The sequence below is a fragment of the Pseudomonas sp. Z18(2022) genome (assembly GCF_036346535.1).
GTDB lineage: Bacteria > Pseudomonadota > Gammaproteobacteria > Pseudomonadales > Pseudomonadaceae > Aquipseudomonas > Aquipseudomonas yamanorum_A.
In genome coordinates, this window is record NZ_JAOTOA010000013.1 from 133,504 (window position 1) to 154,678 (window position 21,175).

The window sequence follows — 21,175 nt, forward strand, 5'->3', positions numbered from 1 at the left end:
GCCCTGAATTAAATCGGGGCGTTTTTTTATGCGTATTGGCCACGGCTATGATGTGCACCGTTTCGCCGAAGGCGATTTCATCACCCTGGGCGGCGTGCGGATCGCGCACCACCATGGGTTGCTGGCTCATTCCGACGGCGACGTTGTGCTGCATGCCTTGAGCGATGCCTTGCTCGGCGCCGCTGCGTTGGGCGACATCGGCAAACACTTTCCGGACACCGACCCCACTTTCAAGGGCGCGGACAGCCGCGTGCTGCTGCGTCATGTGGTTGGTTTGATCCACGCCAAGGGCTGGAAGGTCGGCAACGTCGACAACACCATCGTTGCCCAGGCGCCGAAAATGGCCCCGCATATCGAATCGATGCGCGCGCTGATTGCCGCGGATCTTCAAGTTGAGTTGGATCAAGTGAACGTAAAAGCCACCACCACCGAAAAGCTCGGGTTTACCGGTCGCGAAGAGGGCATTGCGGTGCACTCCGTTGCCTTGTTGCTGCGCGCATGAATGATCTGCATCTGCTGGGCCCGCGTGCCTATGGCGACGCCTTGGGCAGCGCCGTCCTGAAGGCCACCGCCGAAGACTTCCAGGTGGATGAAGTGCTGGACATCCCGTTGAGCGGCGAGGGTGAACACCTGTGGTTATGGGTGGAAAAGCGCGGCCTGAATACCGAGGAAGCGGCGCGGCGGATTGCCAAGGCGGCGGGCGTGCCGTTGCGCACCGTCAGCTACGCCGGGCTCAAGGACCGCCAGGCGCTGACCCGCCAGTGGTTCAGCGTGCAGTTGCCGGGCAAGGCTGATCCGGACCTGAGCGGGGCGGAAAACGACACCCTGAAGATCCTCAAGACCGGCCGCCACAAGCGCAAGCTGCAGCGCGGCGCCCATTCGGCCAACGGCTTTACCTTGCGCCTGACCCAGTTTGCCGGTGATGCCGCGGCCATCGACGCGCGCCTGCAGCTGATCGCCAAGCAGGGCATTCCCAACTATTTCGGCGCCCAGCGTTTCGGCCATAACGGCGGCAACGTCGTCGATGCCCGCGACTGGGCGGCGCGCAAGGCCTTGCCGGAGCAGCGCAACGTGCGTTCGCGCCTGCTCTCGACGGCGCGCAGCTTCCTGTTCAATAAAGTGTTGGCGGCGCGAGTGGCCGACGGTTCCTGGCAGCGCGCCCAGGTCGGCGACCTGCTGGCGTTTACCGACAGCCGCAGCTTTTTCCCGGCCGGGGAGGCTGAATGCAGCGACCCGCGCCTGGCCATCCTCGACCTGCATCCCACCGGCCCGCAATGGGGCGAAGGTGATTCGCCGGCGTCGGGGGCGACCTTCGCGCTGGAACAGGCGATTGCCGACGGTGAAGCCGACCTGCGGGATTGGCTGGTGAATGCCGGCATGAGCCAGGAACGTCGCATTCTTCGACTGCCCATTGGCGGGTTGACGTGGCATTATCCCGAGTCTGACATTCTGCAATTGGAATTCGTCCTGCCGGCTGGATGCTTCGCTACCGTATTGGTGCGCGAGCTTGTAGATCTGGTGCCGGTGGGGCAGACGGACAGCCCATGCGTATTCTGATATCTAACGACGACGGGGTCACTGCACCCGGCCTTGCCGCGCTTCATGCTGCGCTGGCGGATTACGCCGAGTGTGTGGTGGTTGCCCCCGACCAGGACAAAAGCGGCGCCAGCAGCTCGCTGACGCTCGACCGTCCGTTGCACGTACAGACGTTGCCCAACGGCTTTATCAGCGTGAACGGCACGCCGACGGATTGCGTGCACCTGGCGATCAACAGCCTGCTGGAGCGTGAGCCTGACCTGGTGGTTTCCGGGATCAACCTGGGGGCCAACCTGGGAGATGACGTGTTGTACTCCGGCACTGTGGCAGCAGCCCTTGAGGGGCGCTTCCTCGGTCGGACTTCGTTCGCCTTTTCGTTTGCTTCCCGTCAATTGGACAACCTGGCGACCGCGGCGTATTTCGCCCGCAAGCTGGTGGAAGCCCATGACACCCTGGTGTTGCCGCCGCGTACGGTGCTCAACGTCAATATCCCCAACCTGCCCCTGGACCACATTCGCGGCATCCAGTTGACCCGCCTGGGCCATCGCGCCCGTGCGGCAGCGCCGTTGAAGGTGGTCGATCCGCGTGGCCGTGAAGGTTATTGGATCGCCGCTGCCGGCGATGCCGAGGACGGTGGCGAGGGCACGGACTTTCATGCGGTGATGCAAGGCTATGTCTCGATTACCCCGTTGCAACTCGATCGCACCTTCAGTGATGCCTTCAGTAGCCTCGATGGCTGGCTGGAGGGGCTGCGCTGATGGCTCGTGAACAAGACGACCTGCTGCGCCGGGGCATCGGGATGACCTCCCAGCGCACCCGCGAGCGTTTGATCCAGCGCCTGTATGAAGAGGGGCTGTCCAACGCCCAGGTGCTGGAGGTGATCCGGCGTACCCCACGGCACCTGTTTGTCGATGAAGCCCTGGCGCACCGCGCTTATGAAGACACGGCGCTGCCAATTGGCCACAACCAGACCATCTCCCAGCCTTATATGGTGGCGCGGATGAGTGAGTTGCTGCTGGCGGCCGGCCCGCTGGACAAGGTGCTGGAAATCGGCACCGGTTCCGGCTACCAGACGGCCGTGTTGTCACAACTGGTAGAGCGGGTGTTTTCCGTGGAGCGCATCAAGGTTCTGCAGGACCGGGCCAAGGAGCGCCTGGTGGAGCTGAACCTGCGCAACGTGGTGTTCCGCTGGGGCGATGGCTGGGAAGGCTGGCCGGCGCTGGCGCCATACAACGGCATCATCGTCACCGCCGTGGCGACCGACGTGCCCCAGGCTTTACTCGACCAATTGGCTCCCGGCGGGCGCCTGGTGATTCCGGTGGGCTCCGGCGAAGTGCAACAATTAATGTTGATCATTCGTGAGGAAGAAGGCTTTTCCCGGCATGTGCTCGGTGCGGTGCGTTTTGTTCCGTTGCTTAACGGTCCGCTGGCCTGATCAATTATTCCTGCGTACTGAATTCTATTGCCGGCTATGTGTCTTACAGCGGGGTCTATGGAGTCAACATAGTCAGCCGCCGGGACTTGGCATGATGAAATTTTCTTTAGAATCGTGTTTCCAGTAAAAGTCCAACGGGCAGTTATACTTGCGTCATATTTCAAGCCTGATACAGGCGTTCATAGTCAGCCACCACAAAGGGAGCGGCGGGTGAGTCTCACGGTCATTGCACAGCGTATGAGTCAAACAAGCTTTCAGCGACTGGTGATTGGCCTTGTCTTGAGTTCCTTGCTGGCGGCTTGCTCAAGCACGCCATCCGGTGGTGCCCGAGTGGTCGACCGCAATAATGCGGTCCCGCAAAAACCTACCGTTACCACCGGGCAATATGTGGTGCGCAAGGGCGATACGATGTTCTCGATTGCCTTCCGTTATGGGTGGGATTACAAGGCGCTCGCGGCTCGTAACAATATTCCTGTGCCCTATACGATACATCCGGGCCAGACCATCCGTTTCGATGGGCGAACCGGTTCAGCACCGACTGCTGTCGTCACAAATACGGCCTCGTCGCCGTCTTCTTCAAGCAAAACTACAATCATCACCCGGCCTGCAGGCACCGCCGCGCCTGGGGTTGCGAGCAAACCGGCACCCGCGCCGATGCCGCCTGCCGGGCCTGCTCCTACCGGTTGGGGATGGCCCTCAAATGGCATCCTTATTGGAAAATTCTCTTCAAACGGTAGTTTGAATAAAGGCATTGATATCGCCGGGGATTTGGGACAGCCTGTTTTAGCTGCGTCTGATGGGACAGTGGTGTACGCCGGGAGTGGTTTACGGGGCTACGGCGAGCTGGTCATCATCAAACACAGCGATACCTACGTCAGTGCCTACGGTCATAACCGCAGGCTGTTGGTTCGGGAGGGGCAGCAGGTCAAAGTCGGACAGACAATTGCCGAAATGGGGTCAACTGGTACAGACCGGGTGAAACTGCACTTTGAGATTCGCCGCCAAGGGAAGCCTGTTGATCCGCTGCAATTCCTTCCCCGTCGTTGATGTGTTGCACAGCCTGTTCCCTCACGTAGAAGGAGCAGGCTCCAGCGTTGCCAAGGATAAAGGCGTCGCTTGAGCTTGAGGTCGAACTCACCAAAGGACTATAACAATGGCTCTCAGTAAAGAAGCGCCGGAGTTTGACATCGACGATGAGGTTCTCCTTATGGAGACTGTCATCGATACGGAATCGATGTCGAATGAGGGACCTGCTGTACCTTCAGTTCGCACCAAGTCCAAAAACTCCACCGCGTTAAAGCAACACAAATATATTGATTACACGCGGGCGCTCGACGCGACCCAGCTGTACCTCAATGAAATCGGCTTTTCCCCTCTGCTCACTCCCGAAGAAGAAGTCCATTTTGCGCGCTTGTCGCAAAAGGGTGATCCGGCTGGGCGCAAGCGCATGATTGAAAGCAACCTGCGACTGGTGGTGAAAATCGCCCGACGCTACGTCAATCGTGGGTTGTCCCTGTTGGACTTGATCGAGGAGGGCAATCTCGGCCTGATCCGAGCGGTGGAGAAGTTTGACCCTGAGCGGGGTTTCCGCTTTTCAACCTACGCCACCTGGTGGATTCGTCAAACCATCGAACGGGCGATCATGAATCAAACCCGTACGATCCGGTTGCCGATCCATGTGGTCAAGGAGCTCAACGTCTACCTGCGGGCGGCGCGTGAGCTGACACAAAAACTCGATCATGAACCTTCGCCTGAAGAAATCGCCAACCTGCTGGAAAAACCGGTGGGAGAGGTCAAGCGTATGCTCGGCCTCAATGAGCGGGTGTCTTCAGTCGATGTCTCGCTGGGCCCGGATTCGGATAAAACCCTGCTGGACACCCTCACCGATGATCGCCCTACAGACCCTTGTGAGTTGCTGCAGGACGACGATCTGTCGCAAAGCATCGACCAGTGGCTTTCGGAGTTGACGGACAAACAGCGTGAGGTGGTGATTCGCCGCTTCGGGCTGCGCGGCCACGAAAGCAGTACCCTGGAGGATGTTGGCCTGGAGATCGGCCTGACCCGTGAGCGGGTTCGGCAGATCCAGGTAGAGGGCCTCAAGCGCTTGCGCGAGATCCTGGAGAAGAATGGCTTGTCGAGTGAGTCGTTGTTTCAATAACGGCCTGTAAGGCAGCTATAAAAAACGCCCGGTGCATGTGAATGCGCCGGGCGTTTTGCTTTGGGGGCGCGCGTAGCAGCTGTCGAGCGCCAGCGAGGCTGCGTCCGGCCTCAACTCGGTGTCGCGCCCTACGCAGCCTAGCTGGCGCTCGACAGCTGCTACGATAGCCAAATCCCAGGCACAAAAAAGCCCCGCTTTTAAGGGCGGGGCTTTTCGACTAAATCAGTACAAGTTAGATAACTTGAACTTCTTCAGCTTGCATGCCTTTCTGACCGCGGGTAGCGATGAAAGAAACCTGTTGGCCTTCTTTCAGGCTTTTGAAGCCGTCGGATTGGATAGCTTTGAAGTGAACGAACAGGTCGTCACCGGATTGTGGAGTGATGAAGCCGAAGCCTTTTTCATCGTTGAACCACTTAACGGTACCAGTTTGGCGATTAGACATGGTGTATCTCCTTGGACAAAGTTAACTGCGACTCAGGAAAAGCCCTGGCCGAGACTGAGTGCAAAGAGCAGGAAAAATTCTTGGAGATGGTTGGATCGAAATTCAACATATCGTGTAGAGATTCTCAGTGACACAAGCAGCACAGTGGCGCCACCTTAACCCTTTTTCCGGAACGTGCCAATGGTATTTCCGAAGGTTTCTCTATTTTCGTGACTGGCGGCAGCCTGATACCGCACCAACGCTCCACAATTGAAGGTGCGCCCCGCCCAGCAGGGGCTGCACGGCACCAAGAAAAACAGCCGCCCCTTTGAACCACGGGGCCAGCCCCGGTAAGATGCCCAACAGAATTTTTTCACCTCGCTATTCAGGACACCCGCCATGAGCATCAAATCGGACAAGTGGATTCGCCGCATGGCGCAAGAGCACGGCATGATCGAGCCCTTCGTGGAGCGCCAGATGCGCGGCGAAGGCGCTGAGCGGCTGATCTCGTTCGGGGTTTCCAGCTACGGCTACGATGTACGTTGCGCCGATGAGTTCAAGGTGTTTACCAACATCAACTCGGCAACCGTCGATCCGAAAAACTTCGACGAAAAAAGCTTCGTCGACGTCAAGAGCGACGTCTGCATCATCCCGCCAAACTCCTTTGCCCTGGCGCGCACCGTCGAGTTCTTCCGTATCCCGCGCAACGTCCTGACTATCTGCCTCGGTAAAAGCACCTACGCGCGCTGCGGCATCATCGTCAACGTGACGCCGCTCGAGCCGGAATGGGAAGGGCACGTCACCCTCGAGTTCTCCAACACCACCACCTTGCCGGCAAAAATCTACGCCAACGAAGGCGTGGCACAGATGCTGTTCTTCGAATCCGACGAAGAGTGCGAAGTGTCCTATAAGGACCGTGGCGGCAAGTATCAGGGCCAGCGTGGCGTCACTCTCCCACGCACCTGATCGAATCGTCTTACAGGCTAAGGGAATTTGTCAGCGGGCAGACACTCTATTGGGTGTACTGCCCCGTCGCGTGCACAACGCGCCGGGCCACGCTTGAGGAGTCCCCTATGAAGCTCGATCCGCGAATCAGCGCCGAACTCGCCCGGCTTGAACCCAATCAGATTGGCGTGATGGCCTGGTCCTTGATGGCCGATCCCGCCGCAGGCGGCATTCCCGGCCAGCCCGGCCCCGATGATCCCTGGCCCAACCAGCCTGAAGAACCCGGTGAGCCAACCCTCCCTGACGAACCGCCTCCCGCCCCTGTGGCCTGATTTCCTGCAGCCGTTGCCTGATGGTCAGTGGCTCAATGCACTGGCCATACTTCATGGTCCCCGATCACAAAGACCTGGCTGTCTTCCTCCATCTTCACGCAATAACCCCCGGTAAACGCGCCGAACGCCGGCAACAGGCTGACCTCGGCGCCGAGTTGGAAGCACGGCAGGCGCAAGCTTTGCCGGCCCTTGCCCCGCAAGCGATAGACCGGGTGCACGTGCCCGGCCAGTACATGGTGGCTGGGATGGACCTGCGGTTCGTGTTGCAGCGCAAACGGGCCCATCAGCAGGGGCTCGGTGACCACCTCCATGTTCAGATCGCCAGGCGGGTCGCCAGCGCGTTTGTCGTGGTTGCCGCGAATCAGCGTCAGTGACAGATCGGAATGGCGCTCACGCCAGGCTCTCAGGGCGTTCAGGGTGCCGCTGGCGTGGGAGCCGGGCCCGTGGAGAAAGTCGCCGAGAAAGATCACCTGCTCACATGGATAGGCTGCCAACAGTCGGTCCAGGCGTTGCAGGTTGTCCGTCGTCGTGCCCTGCGGCACCGGCTGGCCCAGGCTGCGATAGGCCGACGCCTTGCCAAAATGCGCATCGGCGATCAGCAGGCACTTTCTCGCGGGCCAATACACCGCCTTGTCCGCCAGCAACCACAGCGTTTCTTCCGCCAGATGTATCGGGTAATGAACGGGCATCAGTTTTTCCCGTTATCGGCGACTTTTTCCAGATCCTTGACCATCCGTGCGATGCGCTCCGAGAGTTTTTCCGAGCTCAGGCTTTCCCGAAAACGCTCTACCAATAGCGGGAACGCCAGTGGTGTAGGCCGTTTGATCTGATGCAGGTCCAGTTTCAACCCTGACAAGTGGCGCAACGTCTCTTCCAGCCGACGAATATCCAGCTCTTCGCGCAGGACTTCTTCCCCGGCCTGGGCCAGCAACAGGTTCTGCGGGTCGTATTGCTTGAATACTTCAAAGAACAACCCGCTGGAAGCCTGCACCTGGCGGGTACTTTTCGGCGCGCCCGGGTAGCCGGCGAACACCAGCCCGGCGATCCGCGCGATCTCACGAAAGCGCCGCAGCGCCAGTTCACCGGCATTCAGGCTCGCCACGACGTCATCCAGCAGATGGTCCGCCGTGAGCAATTCCCCGCTTAATAGCGCCGGCCAATCCACCTCGGTTGCACTCAGTAGCTCCAACCCATAGTCATTCACCGCGATCGAAAACGTCACCGCCTGCTGCCGGCTGACCCGCCACGCCAGCAGGCTTGCCAGCCCCAGATGCACCTGGCGCCCGGCGAACGGGTACAGGAACAGGTGCCAGCCCTCCCGGGACTTGAGCGCCTCGGCCAGCAGATGCTCGCGAGTGGGCAGCCCGGACCAGCGCAACTGGGTTTCCAGCAACGGTTGCACCGCGTGCATCTCCGGGCCGAGGAAACGCGCGTGGGCGGCCGCATCAAAGCGCTCGACCACCGCCTGGGCCAGCTCGTTGGAAAGTGGCATGCGCCCGCCGTTCCAGCGTGGTACGGCGGCCTTTTTTGCGGTACTGCGCTTCACATAAGCGGTCATGTTTTCCACCCGTACCAATTCCAGCAAGCGCCCAGCGAACAGGAAGCCATCCCCCGGCTTCAATCGCGCAATAAACCCTTCCTCGACACTGCCCAGGGTCTTGCCACCGCCGCCCTTGCTCCAGAATTTCAGCTGGATACTGGCGTCGCTGACGATCGTCCCCACGCTCATCCGATGGCGCCGGGCCAGCCGAGCATCGGGGACGCGCCAGATGCCGTGTTCGTCCGGTTCGACCCGGCGGTAATCCGGGTAGGCCGTCAGCGACAGGCCACCATGGCGCACGAAACCCAGGGCCCAGGCCCAATCCGCGTCGCGCAGGTCGCGATAGGCCCAGGCGCTGCGGACTTCCTCCAGCAACGCATCCGGCACAAAACCGCCGCCCAGCGCCATGCTCACCAAATGTTGTACCAGCACATCCAGCGGCTTGTGGGGCGACTGACGGGCTTCGATGCGCCGCTCAGCGATGGCGTCCTGGGCGGCCGCGGCTTCCACCAGCTCCAGGCTGTGGGTCGGCACCAGCGTCACTCGCGACGGCCGGCCAGGGGCATGACCGGAGCGCCCGGCGCGTTGCATCAGGCGGGCTACGCCTTTGGCCGAGCCAATCTGCAGCACCCGTTCCACTGGCAGGAAATCCACCCCCAGGTCCAGGCTCGACGTACACACCACGGCCTTCAGTTGCCCGTCTTTCAGGGCTCGCTCTACCCAATCGCGGGTTTCCCGGGATAGCGAACCGTGGTGCAGAGCAATCAGCCCGGCCCAATCGGGACGAGCCTCGAGTAACGCCTGGTACCAGATTTCCGATTGCGCCCGGGTGTTGGTAAACACCAGGCAACTGCTGCTGGCGTCGACCTCGGCCACCACTTGCGGCAGCATCTTCAGGCCGATATGGCCGGCCCATGGAAAACGCTCGATCACTGGTGGCAACAGCGTATCGACCTGCAACAGCTTGGCGGTTTGCCCCTGCACGTTGATCCCGCCGCCCTGTGGGATCAACACCTCCAGCGCGTGAGCCTGGTTACCCAAAGTTGCGGAAATGCCCCACACAATCAGCTCTGGATGCCATTGCCGCAGGCGGGCGAGGGCCAGTTGCAGTTGTACGCCGCGTTTGTTGCCGATCAGTTCGTGCCATTCGTCCACGACTACCATGCGCAGATGGGACAGGCTGACCTCGCTGTCGGCGCGGGCGAGCATCAGCGTGAGGCTTTCCGGGGTGGTGATCAGGGTGGTGGGCAGGCGGCGGCTTTGTCGGGCGCGTTCGCTGCTGCTGGTGTCGCCGGTGCGCAGGCCGACGGTCCAGGGGATGCTCAGGGATTGGAGCGGTGCTTCAAGGGCGCGGGCGGTGTCTGCGGCCAGGGCGCGCATGGGGGTGATCCACAGGACGGTCAGCGGTTCGGCGGGGGCTTTGCGTTTGCGGGGAGTGTCTTCGGTGATGGCGAAGCGGTTGAGGGCGGCGAACCACAGGGCGTAGGTTTTCCCGGCGCCGGTGCTGGCGTGGAGCAGTCCCGACTGGCCTTGCTTGACTGCGTTCCATACATCTTTCTGGAAGGCGAACGGTTTCCAGTTTTTGGCGGTGAACCAGTCTTTGGCGAAGTTGCTGGATTTGGCCATGCTTGGGGCTCTGGGGGGGTATTTCAGAGACCTTTGTTGGGGGGGAAAGGTTTAACGAATGTTGGGGGCATATCCGTTGCTGCGGTAACGGCGGCTTATGGTTCCGCTCTTACAGCGGGTCACTTTTGGCAAACGCCCGGAATGCCGGCCATCGTGGTTGACGGGGCCCGCAAATCAAAATCAAAAGCCAGATCAAAAGCCGCTTTTCTGTAGGAGCCGGCTTGCCGGCGAAGAACCTGAGAACGCCGCGTTCATTCAGGACGCCAACGTCATCGTTAACGACCATCGCCGGCAAGCCAGCTCCTACAGGGGATCGTGGTCGCTTTAGATTTTGATTTTGCTTCTACCACTCAAGCCGGCCTGTAGGCTGCTGTGCTGTTGATCTTGATCTTAGGCGGCCCGCAGCGAGGTGCCGAGTGGTTGGCGCTGTTCAAAAGTGAGCCGCTGTAAGAGCGGAACCCATATCAGCCATCACCTAAATAACGGATATGCCCCCCAGCCCTACTTCAAATTCCCACTCAAAAACTGCTGCAACCGCTCGCTCTTCGGATTACCCAGCACATCCTCCGGCGCACCTTGTTCCTCCACCAACCCCTTGTGCAAAAACAGCACCTGGCTCGACACCTTCCGGGCAAAGCTCATCTCGTGGGTCACCATGATCATCGTCCGGCCTTCCTCAGCCAGCCCCTGAATCACCTTCAACACCTCACCCACCAATTCCGGATCCAGCGCCGAAGTCGGCTCGTCAAACAGCATCACCTCCGGCTCCATCGCCAGCGCCCGGGCAATCGCCACCCGCTGTTGCTGGCCACCCGACAAAAACGCCGGGTATTGACCCGCCACCCGCGCCGGCAGCCCAACCTTGTCCAGGTAACGACGAGCCCGGTCCTCGGCGTCCTTCTTGCTGCAGCCCAAGACCCGGCGCGGTGCCATGGTGATGTTCTCCAGCACACTCATGTGGCTCCACAAGTTGAAATGCTGAAACACCATCGCCAACCGCGTACGCAGGCGCTGCAACTCAGCGTCATCAGCCACACGCATCCCATGGCGGTCGCTGACCATACGAATCTGCTGCCCGTCCAGGGTCATGGCCCCATCATTCGGCTGTTCAAGAAAGTTGATACAACGCAAAAAGGTGCTTTTGCCCGAGCCGCTGGCGCCGATCAAGCTGATCACATCACCGGTCTTGGCCTTGAGCGAGACACCTTTGAGCACCTCATTGTCGCCATAGCTTTTATGCAGGCCTTCAACGGTCAATTTGTACATGGGGCATGCATCCTCAAGGCGAAAGTAGGTAGCCGCTGCGATAGGCTTCAAGGCCTGCGACATGGGCGATGACCATCCCGGCAGTGGCCATGCGCCGCAGCGAACGGGCGTAAAGCAGGCCGGCATTGCGGCAATGCACCGGCGTTACGCGGTCAGAAATGGGGTCGATGATTTCGGCGATCAGTTGCCCGGCTTCCACGTATTCCCCGGGCAGGGCGCTGAACACCAGCAAGCCGCCCACGGGCGTGGCCACCGGCTCGACGCCCGCCAGTGGTGTGGCGGGGTAGGGCAATTGCGGCAGCGGTGCAGGCTCGCCGCTGATCGCGCCGAAGTGAATCAGGTAATCAATGATCGCCTGGCAGTCGAGGCTGGCCAGGCCGTGGTTGACGTCGCCCTGGCCGCGCAGCTCGACGGTCACCGAAAAGCTGCCCATCGGGATCGGGAAACGCTCGCCAAACCGTTGCTGCAATTGCCACCACACCAAAGTGAAGCATTCATCGAACGATTGCCCGCCAGAGTCGGTGGCCAGCAGGCTGGCTTCCGAGCCGATATAGCGCGCCAACGGCTCCACCTGGGGCCACGCTTCGGGGGTGGTGTACAGGTGCGCCACGGCTTCGAAGTCGCAGTGCAGGTCCAGCACCATGTCGGCATCGCATGCCAGGCGTTGCAGCACCAGGCGCTGGGACTCCAATTGAGTGGCGGGTGTTTGCGCCCCAAGGGCCATGACCAGAGCGTCGCGGATCAACTCGACGTTGTGCTGCGGATCGTCTCCCAGCAGTTCTTCAATCTGATTGCCGACTTCGTCGCTCAGGTCGACAAACAGGCGATTGAAGTTCTGCCCGCTTTCCAGCTCGTAGCGGCCCAGGGGGATGTCCATCAACACCTGTTCCAGGCCGGTGGGGTTGGCGATGGGCACCAGCACGATCTCGCTGCGCAGGCGGCCGGCCGCAGCCAGTTGTGCCAGGCGCGCCTTGAGATGCCAGGCCACCAGCATGCCCGGCAACTCGTCGGCATGCAGCGACGACTGGATGTAGACCTTGCCTTCTGCCTGCTCGGGCCCGAAGTGGAAACTGTGGATCTGCCGCGCCGTGCCCGGCACCGGCGCCACGAGTGGATGAATCTGATGACGCATGAAGGCTCCTTAGTGGCTGGGCCCGAGAAAGGCCAGCCAGCGGCGCTCCGCCAGACGAAACAGACCCACCAGGGCAAAGGTCACGGTCAGGTAGATCAGCGCAGCGATACCGAATGATTGAAACGTCATGTAAGTGGCCGAGTTGGCGTCCCGGGCGACTTTCAAAATATCCGGGATGGTTGCGGTGAAGGCCACCGTGGTCGAGTGCAGCATCAGGATCACTTCATTACTGTAGTACGGCAACGAGCGGCGCAGGGCCGACGGCATGATCACGTAGGCATACAGCTTCCAGCCGCTCAGGCCGTAGGCTTTCGCCGCTTCCACTTCGCCGTGGGCCATGCTGCGGATCGCCCCGGCGAAAATCTCCGTGGTGTAGGCGCAGGTGTTGAGGGCGAAGGCGAGGAGGGTGCAGTTCATCGCATCACGAAAGAACGCATCCAGCACCGGCTGCGCTCGAACCGCCGCGATGCTGTAGATCCCGGTGTAGCAAATCAGCAACTGGATATACAGCGGCGTGCCGCGAAACAGGTAGGTGTAGAACTGCACCGGCCAGCGCACCCAGCGGTTGCGCGACACCCGGGCGATGGACAGCGGGATCGATACCAGAAAGCCAATGAAGATAGAGGCGCTGAGCAGCCACATGGTCATGGCCAGGCCGGTGATGTGCTGGCCGTCGCTATAAAGGAAGGGCCGCCAGTATTGCTGGATCAGTTCGATCATCGCACTGCCTCCCGTGAGCCTGCGGAGTAGCGCCGCTCGAGGCGGCGCAGGACGAAGTTGGAGGCGCTGGTGATCAACAGGTAGATAAACGCGGCGATCACCAGGAAATAGAACAGCTGATAGGTGCTCTTGCCGGCGTCCTGGGCAGCCTTGACCAGGTCGGCCAGGCCAATGATCGACACCAGGGCCGTGGCCTTGAGCATCACCATCCAGTTATTGCCGATGCCCGGCAGGGCGAAGCGCATCATCTGCGGGAAGGTCACGAAGCGAAACCGCTGGCCACGGGTGAGCCCGTAGGCCGTGGCGGCCTCCAGTTGGCCACGGGGCACGGCGAGGATCGCGCCGCGAAAGGTCTCGGTGAAATAGGCACCGTAGATAAAGCCCAGGGTGATGACCCCGGCGCTGAATGGGTCGATCTCGATGTAGTCCCATTCCATAAAGTCGGTAAAGCCGGTCAGCCAGATTTGCAGGCTGTAGAAAATCAGCAGCATCAGCACCAGGTCGGGCACGCCGCGAATCAAGGTGGTATAGATTTGCGCGGGAATCCGCAGGAACGGCAGGCTGGACAGTTTGGCGGTAGCGCCGAGCAAGCCCAGCAACACGCTGACGGCCAGGGAGAACACCGACAACTTGATGGTCATCCAGGTGCCTTGCAGCAACAGCGGGCCGAAACCCTTCAAGCTAAAGGCGCTGAGGCCCAGGGTTTGCAACAGATCTTCGAACATAAATCAGGACCTATGGCGATAAAAAAGCGCCCCTCCAGAGGAAGGGCGCCCCAGGCATTATTTGCCGCTGTACAGGTTCAGATCGCCAAAGTGTTTCTTCTGGATGGTGGCGTAGGTGCCATCATCGTGTAACGCTTTGATACCTTTATCCAACAAGGCCTTGAGGTCTTTGTTACCTTTTTTGATACCGACCGCAGTTTTGGACGGCAGCAGTGGGTCGTCGATGGCCTTGCTGACTTCATAGTCAGCACCGGCTGGCGACTTCAAAAAGCCCAGTTCGGCTTGCAGCATGTCTTGTACGGAAGCGTCCAGACGGCCGGAAGTCAGGTCAGCATAAACCTGGTCCTGGTTGGCATAGGCCTTGGTGGTCACACCGGCCTTGTCCAGTACGGCCTTGGCGTAGGCTTCCTGGATGGTGCCTTGCTCGTAGCCAACGCTCTTGCCCTTGAGGGACTCAGGCGTGGAGTAGTTCGCGCCTTTTTTGAACACCAGGGAAGTCGGGCCGGAGAACAGCTCGTTGGAGAAGTCGATCGCCTTTTCACGGGCTTCGGTCACGGTCATCGAGGAAATCACGCCGTCGAACTTGTTGGCGTTGAGGCCTGGAATCATGCCGTCGAAGTCACTTTCGACCCATTTGCACTTGACCTTCAGCTCGGCACAGATGGCATTGCCCAGGTCGATATCGAAGCCCACCAGGCTGCCGTCAGCGGCTTTTGACTCAAACGGCGCGTAGGACGGATCGACACCAAAACGCAATTCCTTGTATTCCTTGGCCAGCGCGGAACCGGCGGCCATGCACAGAGCCAGTGCAGAAAGGGTCAGCAATGCTTTTTTCATTATGTAATCCCTGGAAACCAAGATAAGCGCTTGTGGCGCGGTTAGGACTGTTACTGAACGGTGTCAGACCCGACTCAAGTAGCAATTTCTGCACCATAGTTCCGAATGGTCGTTTTAAAAGGTGAGATTAAGAAGTTGTGCCAGTAGGAAATGCCCGAAAATGGGCATAGATAATTCTGAGCACTATTTTGAGGCGCTGGAAGATTTCAAATGGAGCACTTGTGTGGGAGCTGGCTTGCCTGCGATAGCATCATCTCGGTGTAGCTGATAGTCCGAGGCGTCTGCATCGCAGGCAAGCCAGCTCCCACATTGGTCGGTGGCGTTCCTCAGAGAAGTGTCAGGTGAGTAAATCCTGCAACGTCGCCAGGTTGTCCGCTTCCTCGACCGACTTATCCTGGCGCCACCGCAACATCCTCGGGAAACGCACGGCAATCCCGCTCTTGTGGCGCTTGGACAGGGCAATCCCCTCGAAACCCAACTCAAACACCAGACTGGGCGTCACACTGCTCACCGGGCCGAATTTTTCCACGGTGGTCTTGCGGATAATCCCGTCGACCTTGCGCATTTCTTCATCGGTCAGCCCCGAATACGCCTTGGCGAACGGCACCAGCGTGCGCTCGCTGCCGGGCGGGCCGTCCCACACGGCGAAGGTGTAGTCGCTGTACAGGCTGGCGCGCCGGCCATGACCGCGCTGGGCATAGATCAGCACCGCGTCGACACTGAACGGGTCGACTTTCCATTTCCACCACACGCCCATGTCCTTGGTCCGACCCACGCCGTAGAAGCCATCGCGGGCCTTGAGCATCATGCCTTCCACGCCCAGGCTGCGGGAGGCTTCACGTTGCTCTGCCAACGCTTGCCAGCTATCGGCGGTCAGCAATGGCGAGGCCCGCAGCGTGGGCTGCTCGCAATCGGCAATCACCTGCTCCAGCTGCGCCCGGCGTTCGGCCTGGGTGTGGTTGCGCCAGTCTTCACCATGGTGTTCCAGCAGGTCATAGGCCAGCACCGCGACCGGGGCGTCTTCGAGGATTTTCTTGCTCAGGGTTTTGCGGCCGATGCGCTGTTGCAGCAGGGCGAAGGGCTGTACCGATTCCTTCCACACCACGATTTCGCCGTCGATCACCGTGCCATCTGGCAGGCGGTGCTCCAGGTCGTGGAGTTCGGGGAAGCGGTCGGTGACCAGCTCTTCACCCCTGGACCAGATCCACAAGCGACCTTCGCGCTTGACCAGTTGCGCGCGGATGCCGTCCCACTTCCATTCCACTTGCCAGTCTGCGGGAGCACCGAGCAAGGCATCGAATTGCTCCACCGGTAGCGCCAGGCCATGGGCGAGAAAAAACGGATACGGCTGCCCGCCACGTTGCGCATGTTCGTCGCACGATTCGGCGGCAATCAGCTTTAAATAGCCTTCGGCCGTCGGACGGTTGGACAGGTCGGTGTAGCCCACCAGACGCTGGGCCACGCGCTTGCTGTCCAGCCCGGCCATGGCGGCGAGGGCGCGGGTCACCAACAGTTTTGATACGCCGACCCGGAAGCTGCCGGTGATCAGCTTGATACAGAGCATCAGGCTCGGTTGATCCAGTTGTGTCCACAAGGCGGGCAGGCGTGCGGCCAGTTCTTCGGGCGGCAGGCCACGCAGGGGCAGGAGTTTTTCTTCCAGCCACACCGCCAGGCCGTCGTCCGAGGTGTGGGGCGATTCCGGTAGCAGCAGGGAAATGGTTTCCGCCAGGTCGCCTACCGACTGATAACTCTCTTCGAACAACCACGGCTCGATGCCGGCGGCTTCGGTGGCCATGTCCCGCAGCAGTCGGGTAGGCACCAGTTGCCGGGGCCGCCCGCCGGATAAAAAGTACACCGCCCACGCCGCGTCTTCCGCGGGCGCCTGGAGAAAATAGGCCTGCAAGGCGGCGAGCTTGGCGTTGCTGGAGGTGGTGGCGTCGAGGTTGGCGTATAGCTCGGCGAAGGCTTTCATGACGCGACTTCCTCTTCGTCATCGCCGTATTCGGTGCTGAATCCCTGGGCGTCCAGGCCCTTTTCCCGCAGGTGCCGGACCAGCACACCCACAGAACCGTGGGTGACCATCACCCGCTCGGCGCCGGTTTGCTCGATGGCCCACAACAGCCCGGGCCAGTCGGCGTGGTCCGAAAGCACAAACCCGCGATCCACCCCGCGCCGCCGCCGGGTGCCGCGCAGGCGCATCCAGCCGCTGGCGAAGGCATCGCTGTAGTCGCCGAAACGGCGTATCCAGGTGCTGCCGCCGGCCGAGGGCGGGGCGATGATCAGGGCTTGGCGCAGCAGGGGGTCGGTCTTTTTGAAATCACCGGCGTATAGGGTTTCGGGGATGTAGATGCCGGCTTCGCGGTACACCCGGTTAAGGGGTTCTACCGCGCCATGGCTGAGGATCGGGCCGATGCTGGCGTCGATCCCGTGGAGGATTCGTTGGGCCTTGCCGAAGGAGTAACAGAACAACACGCTGGCCTTGCCGGCGGCGATATTCGCCTGCCACCAGTCGTTGATCCCGGCAAAAATCTGCGCCTGGGGCTGCCAGCGATAGATCGGCAGGCCGAAGGTCGACTCGGTAATAAAGGTATGGCAACGCACCGGTTCGAACGGCGCGCAGGTGCCGTCGGGTTCGACTTTATAGTCGCCGGAGGCCACCCAGATTTCGCCCTGGTATTCGAGGCGTACCTGGGCGGAGCCGAGCACGTGGCCGGCGGGGTGGAAACTCAAGGTGACGCCGTGATGGAGCAGGGTTTCGCCGTACGCCAGGGTTTGCAGGTTGATGTCCTGGCCCAGGCGCGAGCGCAGGATGCCTTCGCCGGGAGCGGCGGCCAGGTAGTGCTGATTGCCGGTGCGGGCGTGATCGCCGTGGGCGTGGGTGATCACCGAGCGCTCCACCGGGCGCCAGGGGTCGATGTAGAAATCCCCGGCGGGGCAGTAGAGGCCTTCGGGCCGGGCGATAACAAGGTCCATGGGCGTGCCGTGGAGGTGGGCTTGTTAATTATGAGGCGGGGGCGGGTGGAGAAGTTCTATCGGAATGCATGCAATCAACTGTAGGAGCTGGCTTGCCGGCGATGCTGGCGACTCGGTCTTGCAGTCAGACCGAGTTGAAGCCATCGCTGGCAAGCCAGCTCCTACAAAGATTGGGTTTTTTCAGGGGTACCGGGTTATTTGCCCGGCACCAACGTCAACCGCGTCTTCCCATACACCCCGTCAAAGTTCTGCGGCTGCATCGGGAAGCTCAGGTATTGCGCCTTCAGCCACGGGTCGATGCCGTTGGCGTAGTTCGGGCTGGCCGGGTTGCCGGATTGGCCGATGCCGCTCTGGCCCATCATCGGTTCCGCCTGGCCGAAGTCCACAATCATCCGCAGCGCTGGTACCTGGGTTGTGTCGAAACTCTGGCCCCAGCTATACGGTGCGCTGTTCAGCGTATTGTGATCGCCGCCCGCCGCCAGTGGCCCGCGAATGGTCTTGCCGCTGGTGTCCTTCCAGGTGTAGCTGTGCAATTTGCCCCACTGCCAGGCCTTGTGATCGGCGCCCAATGCGCTGTCGCCTGCGGTAATCGCGGCAGCCAGGCTGCGGGCGAGGATCGCCGGCTTGTCGGTTTTCTGCCCGGTGCGGGCGTCATTCCAGAACGGGCTGTCTTCGCGCCCCAGCAGGTGGTCGGCCACCGCCGAGTACGACAGGTTGGCGTTGCCGATAAAGGCTTTCCAGGTGGCGCTGTTTTCCGGGCCGAGTTCGTCGAGGAAAATCTGCTTGGCGCTTTCCTGCAGGAACAACTCATAAATCGCCGCGTCGGCTGAGGTAGCTGCCAGGCGGCCATCAAAGGCCATCAGGCGGCCCAGTGCTTCCCGCGCCTTGGCCTGTTCGGCCACCGGCAATCCATCGATCGCCTGTTTCAGCGGCTGGGCCATGCCCGGCGCCTGGAACATGCTCTTGAGCTTGGCGGCAAACGTGGTGGTCTGGTCGTACTGCATGGCGATCATGCTACGGCTGTCATGCTTGCCGCTGCCCGCCAGCTGCGCGATGCGTTCGGCACGTTCCGGCGCGGCCCACGAGTTGGACAGTTGCATGCCGTAGCCGCGTGGAATGGTGCGCTGGTTGGCAGTGCCGATCCAACCCTGGGTCGGGTCCTGATCGTAAGGGTGCAGCATCGCGTCGGCATAACCGTCCCAGTCGAAACGTCCGTCCCAGCCCGGCGACGGCACCAGGCCTTCGCCTTCACGGCGGTTGGGGAAGCGCCCGGTGACTTGCCAGCCGATGCTGCTGGCGTCGGCGAAGACCATGTTCAAGGCAATTGCGCGAATTTCCCGGGTGGCGTCAGACGCTTTACCGGCGGTTTGCGCACGGGACAGGTCGAAGAACGCGTCCAGGCTCTTGTCGTCCTTGAAGTCGGCGGTCTGCAAGGCCAGTCCGTAGCCGCTGTTCAGCGACTGGGCGCTGTTGAGCAATGGCCCGTGGCGGGTTTCGTACACCGCTTCGCGAATCGGCCGCTGGCCCTTGGCGAAGTAGGTTTCGTTACGCACGATGGCCGGCAGCCATTTGCCGTTGTTCTCGTAGTACAGCGCGTTGCCCTGGCGCTTGACCTTCTCCAGGAACACATCCTGGGTATCGCCCGCGACCTGGCTCATGCTCCAGGCCACCTTGCCGTTGAACCCGGAAAGCAGGGTTGGCAAGCCGGCGATCGACACACCGGCGGCCTGGTATTTCGGCGAGCGGATCTGTACGTAGTTCCACAGCGATGGCGCCTGCATCGAGGTCGACAGGTCATTGGCCAGCAGGCTCTTGTTGCTGCGGCTGCGCTGCGGGCCGATCGCCCAGTTGCTGGAACTGGACGTGCCCAGGGTGTTCAGGGTGCCGAGGTGTTCGCTGAGGCTGGTCAGCGCGGCGAGACCCGGGATCTGGCCCAGGTTGATGCCCTTGAGCTTGTCGGACTCGGCCACCGGCAACGGTTCATCCGGGTAGCTTGGGGTCAGCCAGGCGAGTTTGTCGGCGCCGACTTTTTGCGCCAGCACCAGCGACGACAACTCTTCCTGCAAGTTGGTCGACTCGCTGAAATTCAGCAGGCAGAACAGCAGCGCCGAATCTTCCGGCTTCCAGTATTCGGGCTTGTAGCCGCTCTGGGCGAGGTCTGGCGGCAGCTTGTCGCGGTAGCGGAACAGGTAGGCGTTGACCCCGCGCGCATACACTTCAAAGAAGCGCTTGAGGCGCGGCGACGAGGCGTTATACAGCTCGCCGGCGCTCTTGCGCAGGTTGACCGCCCGCATGAAACGGTCGACATCCAGCACATCCGGCCCGGACATTTCCGCCAGGCGGCCCTGGGCCAGCAGGCGCAGGGTGACCATCTGGGTGATGCGGTCGCTGGCGTGCACATAGCCCAGGGTGAACAACGCGTCATGGAACGTGCTGCTTTCAATCAGCGGGATGCCCTGGCTGTTGCGGCGCACGGAAACGTTCTGCGCGAGGCCCTTGATGGGCTGCACGCCGGAAACCGGAGGCAGGGTGTCTTGGGTGCTCTGTAACTGGCAACCGGCCAGGCCCAAGGCACTGGCAATTGCCGCGGCAACGCCGAACCGGGGAAGAAAATGTGAGAGGGCTGGCGAGGCCATGGCAAAGCTCCTGCGGGGGGTAGCGTCAGTAAAGGCGCTACGTTAGTGAGCGCGGCGAAACGACGCAAGCGGGAGGCGATGCTTATTTGTAGATAGATTTATGGATCAGCACAAAATCCTGTGGGAGCTGGCTTGCCTGCGATGCTGGCACCTTGGTGTGTCTGATTCACCAGGGTGATGCAATCGCAGGCAAGCCAGCTCCCACAGAGCGTGAAACGCACCTTTGGGTCAGGATTTCGGTGGATTGACCTTCTGCACCAGCTCATAAGCACGCACCGTAGCAGGGCGTTGCTTGATGTGATTGAACCAGCGTTCTACGTGTGGGAAGTCTTCCAGCTTCTGGCTCTGCCACTTGTGGGAAACGATCCACGGGTAGATCGCCATGTCGGCAATGCTGTATTCCTCGCCGGCCACAAACTTGCGGTCGGCCAGGCGGCGGTCCAGCACGCCATACAAGCGGGCGGTCTCATCCACATAGCGTTTGATCGCGTAGGGGATCTTCTCCGGGGCGAACTGGCTGAAGTGATGATTCTGCCCGGCCATCGGGCCCAGGCCACCCATTTGCCAGAACAGCCATTGCAATGCTTCCTGACGACCGCGCAGGTCCTGGGGAATGAACTGGCCGGTTTTTTCCGCGAGGTACAGCAGGATCGCGCCGGATTCGAACAGGGAAATCGGTGCGCCGCCGTCCGTCGGGTTCTGGTCGACGATGGCCGGGATGCGGTTGTTGGGGGCGATTTTCAGGAAGTCGGGCTTGAACTGGTCGCCCTGGCCGATGTTGATCGGGTGCACCTCGTAAGGCAGACCGGCTTCTTCCAGGAACAACGACACTTTGTGACCGTTGGGGGTGGTCCAGTAATACAGGTCGATCATGAAGCTCTCCAAGGGTGGTG

The 21,175-nt window shown here is 61.0% G+C and carries 20 protein-coding genes; 8 read left to right on the forward strand and 12 right to left on the reverse strand.

Going from position 1 to position 21,175, the window contains the following annotated elements:
- The first annotated feature begins 28 nt into the window (after positions 1 to 28).
- The 6 genes from ispF (at position 29) to rpoS (ending at position 5,129) form a co-directional block, all read left to right on the forward strand.
- Complete coding sequence (ispF, locus tag V3W39_RS23105) at positions 29 to 502, forward strand: 2-C-methyl-D-erythritol 2,4-cyclodiphosphate synthase (RefSeq protein ID WP_010176739.1); 474 nt, start codon at positions 29 to 31, stop codon at positions 500 to 502.
- Positions 499 to 1,557, forward strand: coding sequence for a tRNA pseudouridine(13) synthase TruD (gene truD / locus V3W39_RS23110; protein WP_330213386.1), 1,059 nt, complete (start codon positions 499 to 501; stop codon positions 1,555 to 1,557). Before ispF ends, truD begins: the two co-directional genes overlap by 4 nt.
- On the forward strand, positions 1,545 to 2,294 hold the full coding sequence (gene surE / locus V3W39_RS23115) for a 5'/3'-nucleotidase SurE (RefSeq protein ID WP_177042052.1): 750 nt from the start codon (positions 1,545 to 1,547) through the stop codon (positions 2,292 to 2,294). The genes truD and surE overlap by 13 nt, the downstream gene beginning before the upstream one ends.
- Before the next feature lie 41 nt (positions 2,295 to 2,335).
- Positions 2,336 to 2,971 (forward strand): protein-L-isoaspartate(D-aspartate) O-methyltransferase, encoded by a 636-nt coding sequence (locus V3W39_RS23120; RefSeq protein ID WP_010176736.1) that lies wholly within the window; start codon positions 2,336 to 2,338, stop codon positions 2,969 to 2,971.
- A 210-nt stretch (positions 2,972 to 3,181) separates the two neighbouring features.
- Positions 3,182 to 4,018 (forward strand): peptidoglycan DD-metalloendopeptidase family protein, encoded by an 837-nt coding sequence (locus V3W39_RS23125; protein ID WP_177076736.1) that lies wholly within the window; start codon positions 3,182 to 3,184, stop codon positions 4,016 to 4,018.
- A 106-nt stretch (positions 4,019 to 4,124) separates the two neighbouring features.
- Complete coding sequence (gene rpoS, locus V3W39_RS23130; RefSeq protein ID WP_003219274.1) at positions 4,125 to 5,129, forward strand: RNA polymerase sigma factor RpoS; 1,005 nt, start codon at positions 4,125 to 4,127, stop codon at positions 5,127 to 5,129.
- A gap of 232 nt (positions 5,130 to 5,361) precedes the next feature.
- Here the strand turns inward: rpoS and V3W39_RS23135 are convergent, their stop codons facing one another.
- Positions 5,362 to 5,571, reverse strand: coding sequence for a cold-shock protein (locus tag V3W39_RS23135; RefSeq protein WP_002554837.1), 210 nt, complete (start codon positions 5,569 to 5,571; stop codon positions 5,362 to 5,364).
- Between the two features lie 378 nt (positions 5,572 to 5,949).
- Between V3W39_RS23135 and dcd the strand changes: the two genes are divergently transcribed.
- Together dcd and V3W39_RS23145 are read left to right on the forward strand one after the other, a co-directional pair.
- The gene (dcd, locus tag V3W39_RS23140; protein ID WP_003219273.1) at positions 5,950 to 6,516 is read left to right on the forward strand and encodes a dCTP deaminase; all 567 of its coding nucleotides are present in this window, start codon (positions 5,950 to 5,952) and stop codon (positions 6,514 to 6,516) included.
- A gap of 107 nt (positions 6,517 to 6,623) precedes the next feature.
- Positions 6,624 to 6,827 (forward strand): hypothetical protein, encoded by a 204-nt coding sequence (locus V3W39_RS23145; RefSeq protein ID WP_003219272.1) that lies wholly within the window; start codon positions 6,624 to 6,626, stop codon positions 6,825 to 6,827.
- 32 nt (positions 6,828 to 6,859) lie between these two features.
- Here V3W39_RS23145 and pdeM read toward each other — a convergent pair whose 3' ends face one another.
- The 11 genes from pdeM to V3W39_RS23200 all read right to left on the reverse strand — a co-directional run bounded on the left by pdeM (position 6,860) and on the right by V3W39_RS23200 (position 21,155).
- Positions 6,860 to 7,516, reverse strand: coding sequence for a ligase-associated DNA damage response endonuclease PdeM (pdeM, locus tag V3W39_RS23150; protein ID WP_330213387.1), 657 nt, complete (start codon positions 7,514 to 7,516; stop codon positions 6,860 to 6,862).
- Positions 7,516 to 9,993, reverse strand: a complete 2,478-nt coding sequence (locus V3W39_RS23155) for a ligase-associated DNA damage response DEXH box helicase (protein ID WP_330213388.1) — start codon at positions 9,991 to 9,993, stop codon at positions 7,516 to 7,518. The genes pdeM and V3W39_RS23155 overlap by 1 nt, the downstream gene beginning before the upstream one ends.
- Positions 9,994 to 10,494: 501 nt before the next feature.
- Positions 10,495 to 11,259 carry an ABC transporter ATP-binding protein gene (locus V3W39_RS23160; protein ID WP_003209529.1) on the reverse strand — a complete coding sequence of 255 codons (765 nt, stop codon included), beginning with the start codon at positions 11,257 to 11,259 and terminating at the stop codon, positions 10,495 to 10,497.
- Between the two features lie 13 nt (positions 11,260 to 11,272).
- A complete protein-coding gene (locus V3W39_RS23165; protein ID WP_259199247.1) occupies positions 11,273 to 12,391 on the reverse strand; it encodes a succinylglutamate desuccinylase/aspartoacylase family protein in 1,119 nt (372 codons plus the stop codon).
- A gap of 9 nt (positions 12,392 to 12,400) precedes the next feature.
- Positions 12,401 to 13,111 carry an ABC transporter permease gene (locus tag V3W39_RS23170; protein WP_076016567.1) on the reverse strand — a complete coding sequence of 237 codons (711 nt, stop codon included), beginning with the start codon at positions 13,109 to 13,111 and terminating at the stop codon, positions 12,401 to 12,403.
- Positions 13,108 to 13,836, reverse strand: coding sequence for an ABC transporter permease (locus V3W39_RS23175; protein ID WP_010176728.1), 729 nt, complete (start codon positions 13,834 to 13,836; stop codon positions 13,108 to 13,110). The genes V3W39_RS23170 and V3W39_RS23175 overlap by 4 nt, the downstream gene beginning before the upstream one ends.
- A 57-nt stretch (positions 13,837 to 13,893) precedes the next feature.
- Complete coding sequence (locus tag V3W39_RS23180) at positions 13,894 to 14,673, reverse strand: transporter substrate-binding domain-containing protein (RefSeq protein ID WP_003213667.1); 780 nt, start codon at positions 14,671 to 14,673, stop codon at positions 13,894 to 13,896.
- Positions 14,674 to 15,010: 337 nt separating this feature from the next.
- Positions 15,011 to 16,645, reverse strand: coding sequence for an ATP-dependent DNA ligase (locus tag V3W39_RS23185; RefSeq protein WP_330213389.1), 1,635 nt, complete (start codon positions 16,643 to 16,645; stop codon positions 15,011 to 15,013).
- A complete protein-coding gene (locus V3W39_RS23190; protein WP_330213390.1) occupies positions 16,642 to 17,646 on the reverse strand; it encodes a ligase-associated DNA damage response exonuclease in 1,005 nt (334 codons plus the stop codon). Before V3W39_RS23190 ends, V3W39_RS23185 begins: the two co-directional genes overlap by 4 nt.
- A 194-nt stretch (positions 17,647 to 17,840) precedes the next feature.
- A complete protein-coding gene (locus tag V3W39_RS23195) occupies positions 17,841 to 20,282 on the reverse strand; it encodes a penicillin acylase family protein (protein WP_177115750.1) in 2,442 nt (813 codons plus the stop codon).
- A 228-nt stretch (positions 20,283 to 20,510) separates the two neighbouring features.
- The gene (locus V3W39_RS23200; protein ID WP_330213391.1) at positions 20,511 to 21,155 is read right to left on the reverse strand and encodes a glutathione binding-like protein; all 645 of its coding nucleotides are present in this window, start codon (positions 21,153 to 21,155) and stop codon (positions 20,511 to 20,513) included.
- Between the last annotated feature and the right edge of the window lie 20 nt (positions 21,156 to 21,175).

Bases quoted from the DNA above. Each gene is read 5' to 3' on its own strand.
- V3W39_RS23180 (WP_003213667.1), bottom strand. From the start codon at position 14,673: ATGAAAAAAGCATTGCTGACCCTTTCTGCACTGGCTCTGTGCATGGCC.
- rpoS (WP_003219274.1), top strand. From the start codon at position 4,125: ATGGCTCTCAGTAAAGAAGCGCCGGAGTTTGACATCGACGATGAGGTT.
- V3W39_RS23160 (WP_003209529.1), bottom strand. From the start codon at position 11,259: ATGTACAAATTGACCGTTGAAGGCCTGCATAAAAGCTATGGCGACAAT.
- V3W39_RS23135 (WP_002554837.1), bottom strand. From the start codon at position 5,571: ATGTCTAATCGCCAAACTGGTACCGTTAAGTGGTTCAACGATGAAAAA.
- ispF (WP_010176739.1), top strand. From the start codon at position 29: ATGCGTATTGGCCACGGCTATGATGTGCACCGTTTCGCCGAAGGCGAT.
- V3W39_RS23120 (WP_010176736.1), top strand. From the start codon at position 2,336: ATGACCTCCCAGCGCACCCGCGAGCGTTTGATCCAGCGCCTGTATGAA.
- V3W39_RS23185 (WP_330213389.1), bottom strand. From the start codon at position 16,645: ATGAAAGCCTTCGCCGAGCTATACGCCAACCTCGACGCCACCACCTCC.
- truD (WP_330213386.1), top strand. From the start codon at position 499: ATGAATGATCTGCATCTGCTGGGCCCGCGTGCCTATGGCGACGCCTTG.
- V3W39_RS23195 (WP_177115750.1), bottom strand. From the start codon at position 20,282: ATGGCCTCGCCAGCCCTCTCACATTTTCTTCCCCGGTTCGGCGTTGCC.
- V3W39_RS23145 (WP_003219272.1), top strand. From the start codon at position 6,624: ATGAAGCTCGATCCGCGAATCAGCGCCGAACTCGCCCGGCTTGAACCC.
- V3W39_RS23175 (WP_010176728.1), bottom strand. From the start codon at position 13,836: ATGTTCGAAGATCTGTTGCAAACCCTGGGCCTCAGCGCCTTTAGCTTG.
- V3W39_RS23200 (WP_330213391.1), bottom strand. From the start codon at position 21,155: ATGATCGACCTGTATTACTGGACCACCCCCAACGGTCACAAAGTGTCG.
- V3W39_RS23155 (WP_330213388.1), bottom strand. From the start codon at position 9,993: ATGGCCAAATCCAGCAACTTCGCCAAAGACTGGTTCACCGCCAAAAAC.
- V3W39_RS23190 (WP_330213390.1), bottom strand. From the start codon at position 17,646: ATGGACCTTGTTATCGCCCGGCCCGAAGGCCTCTACTGCCCCGCCGGG.
- V3W39_RS23170 (WP_076016567.1), bottom strand. From the start codon at position 13,111: ATGATCGAACTGATCCAGCAATACTGGCGGCCCTTCCTTTATAGCGAC.
- dcd (WP_003219273.1), top strand. From the start codon at position 5,950: ATGAGCATCAAATCGGACAAGTGGATTCGCCGCATGGCGCAAGAGCAC.
- surE (WP_177042052.1), top strand. From the start codon at position 1,545: ATGCGTATTCTGATATCTAACGACGACGGGGTCACTGCACCCGGCCTT.
- V3W39_RS23165 (WP_259199247.1), bottom strand. From the start codon at position 12,391: ATGCGTCATCAGATTCATCCACTCGTGGCGCCGGTGCCGGGCACGGCG.
- pdeM (WP_330213387.1), bottom strand. From the start codon at position 7,516: ATGCCCGTTCATTACCCGATACATCTGGCGGAAGAAACGCTGTGGTTG.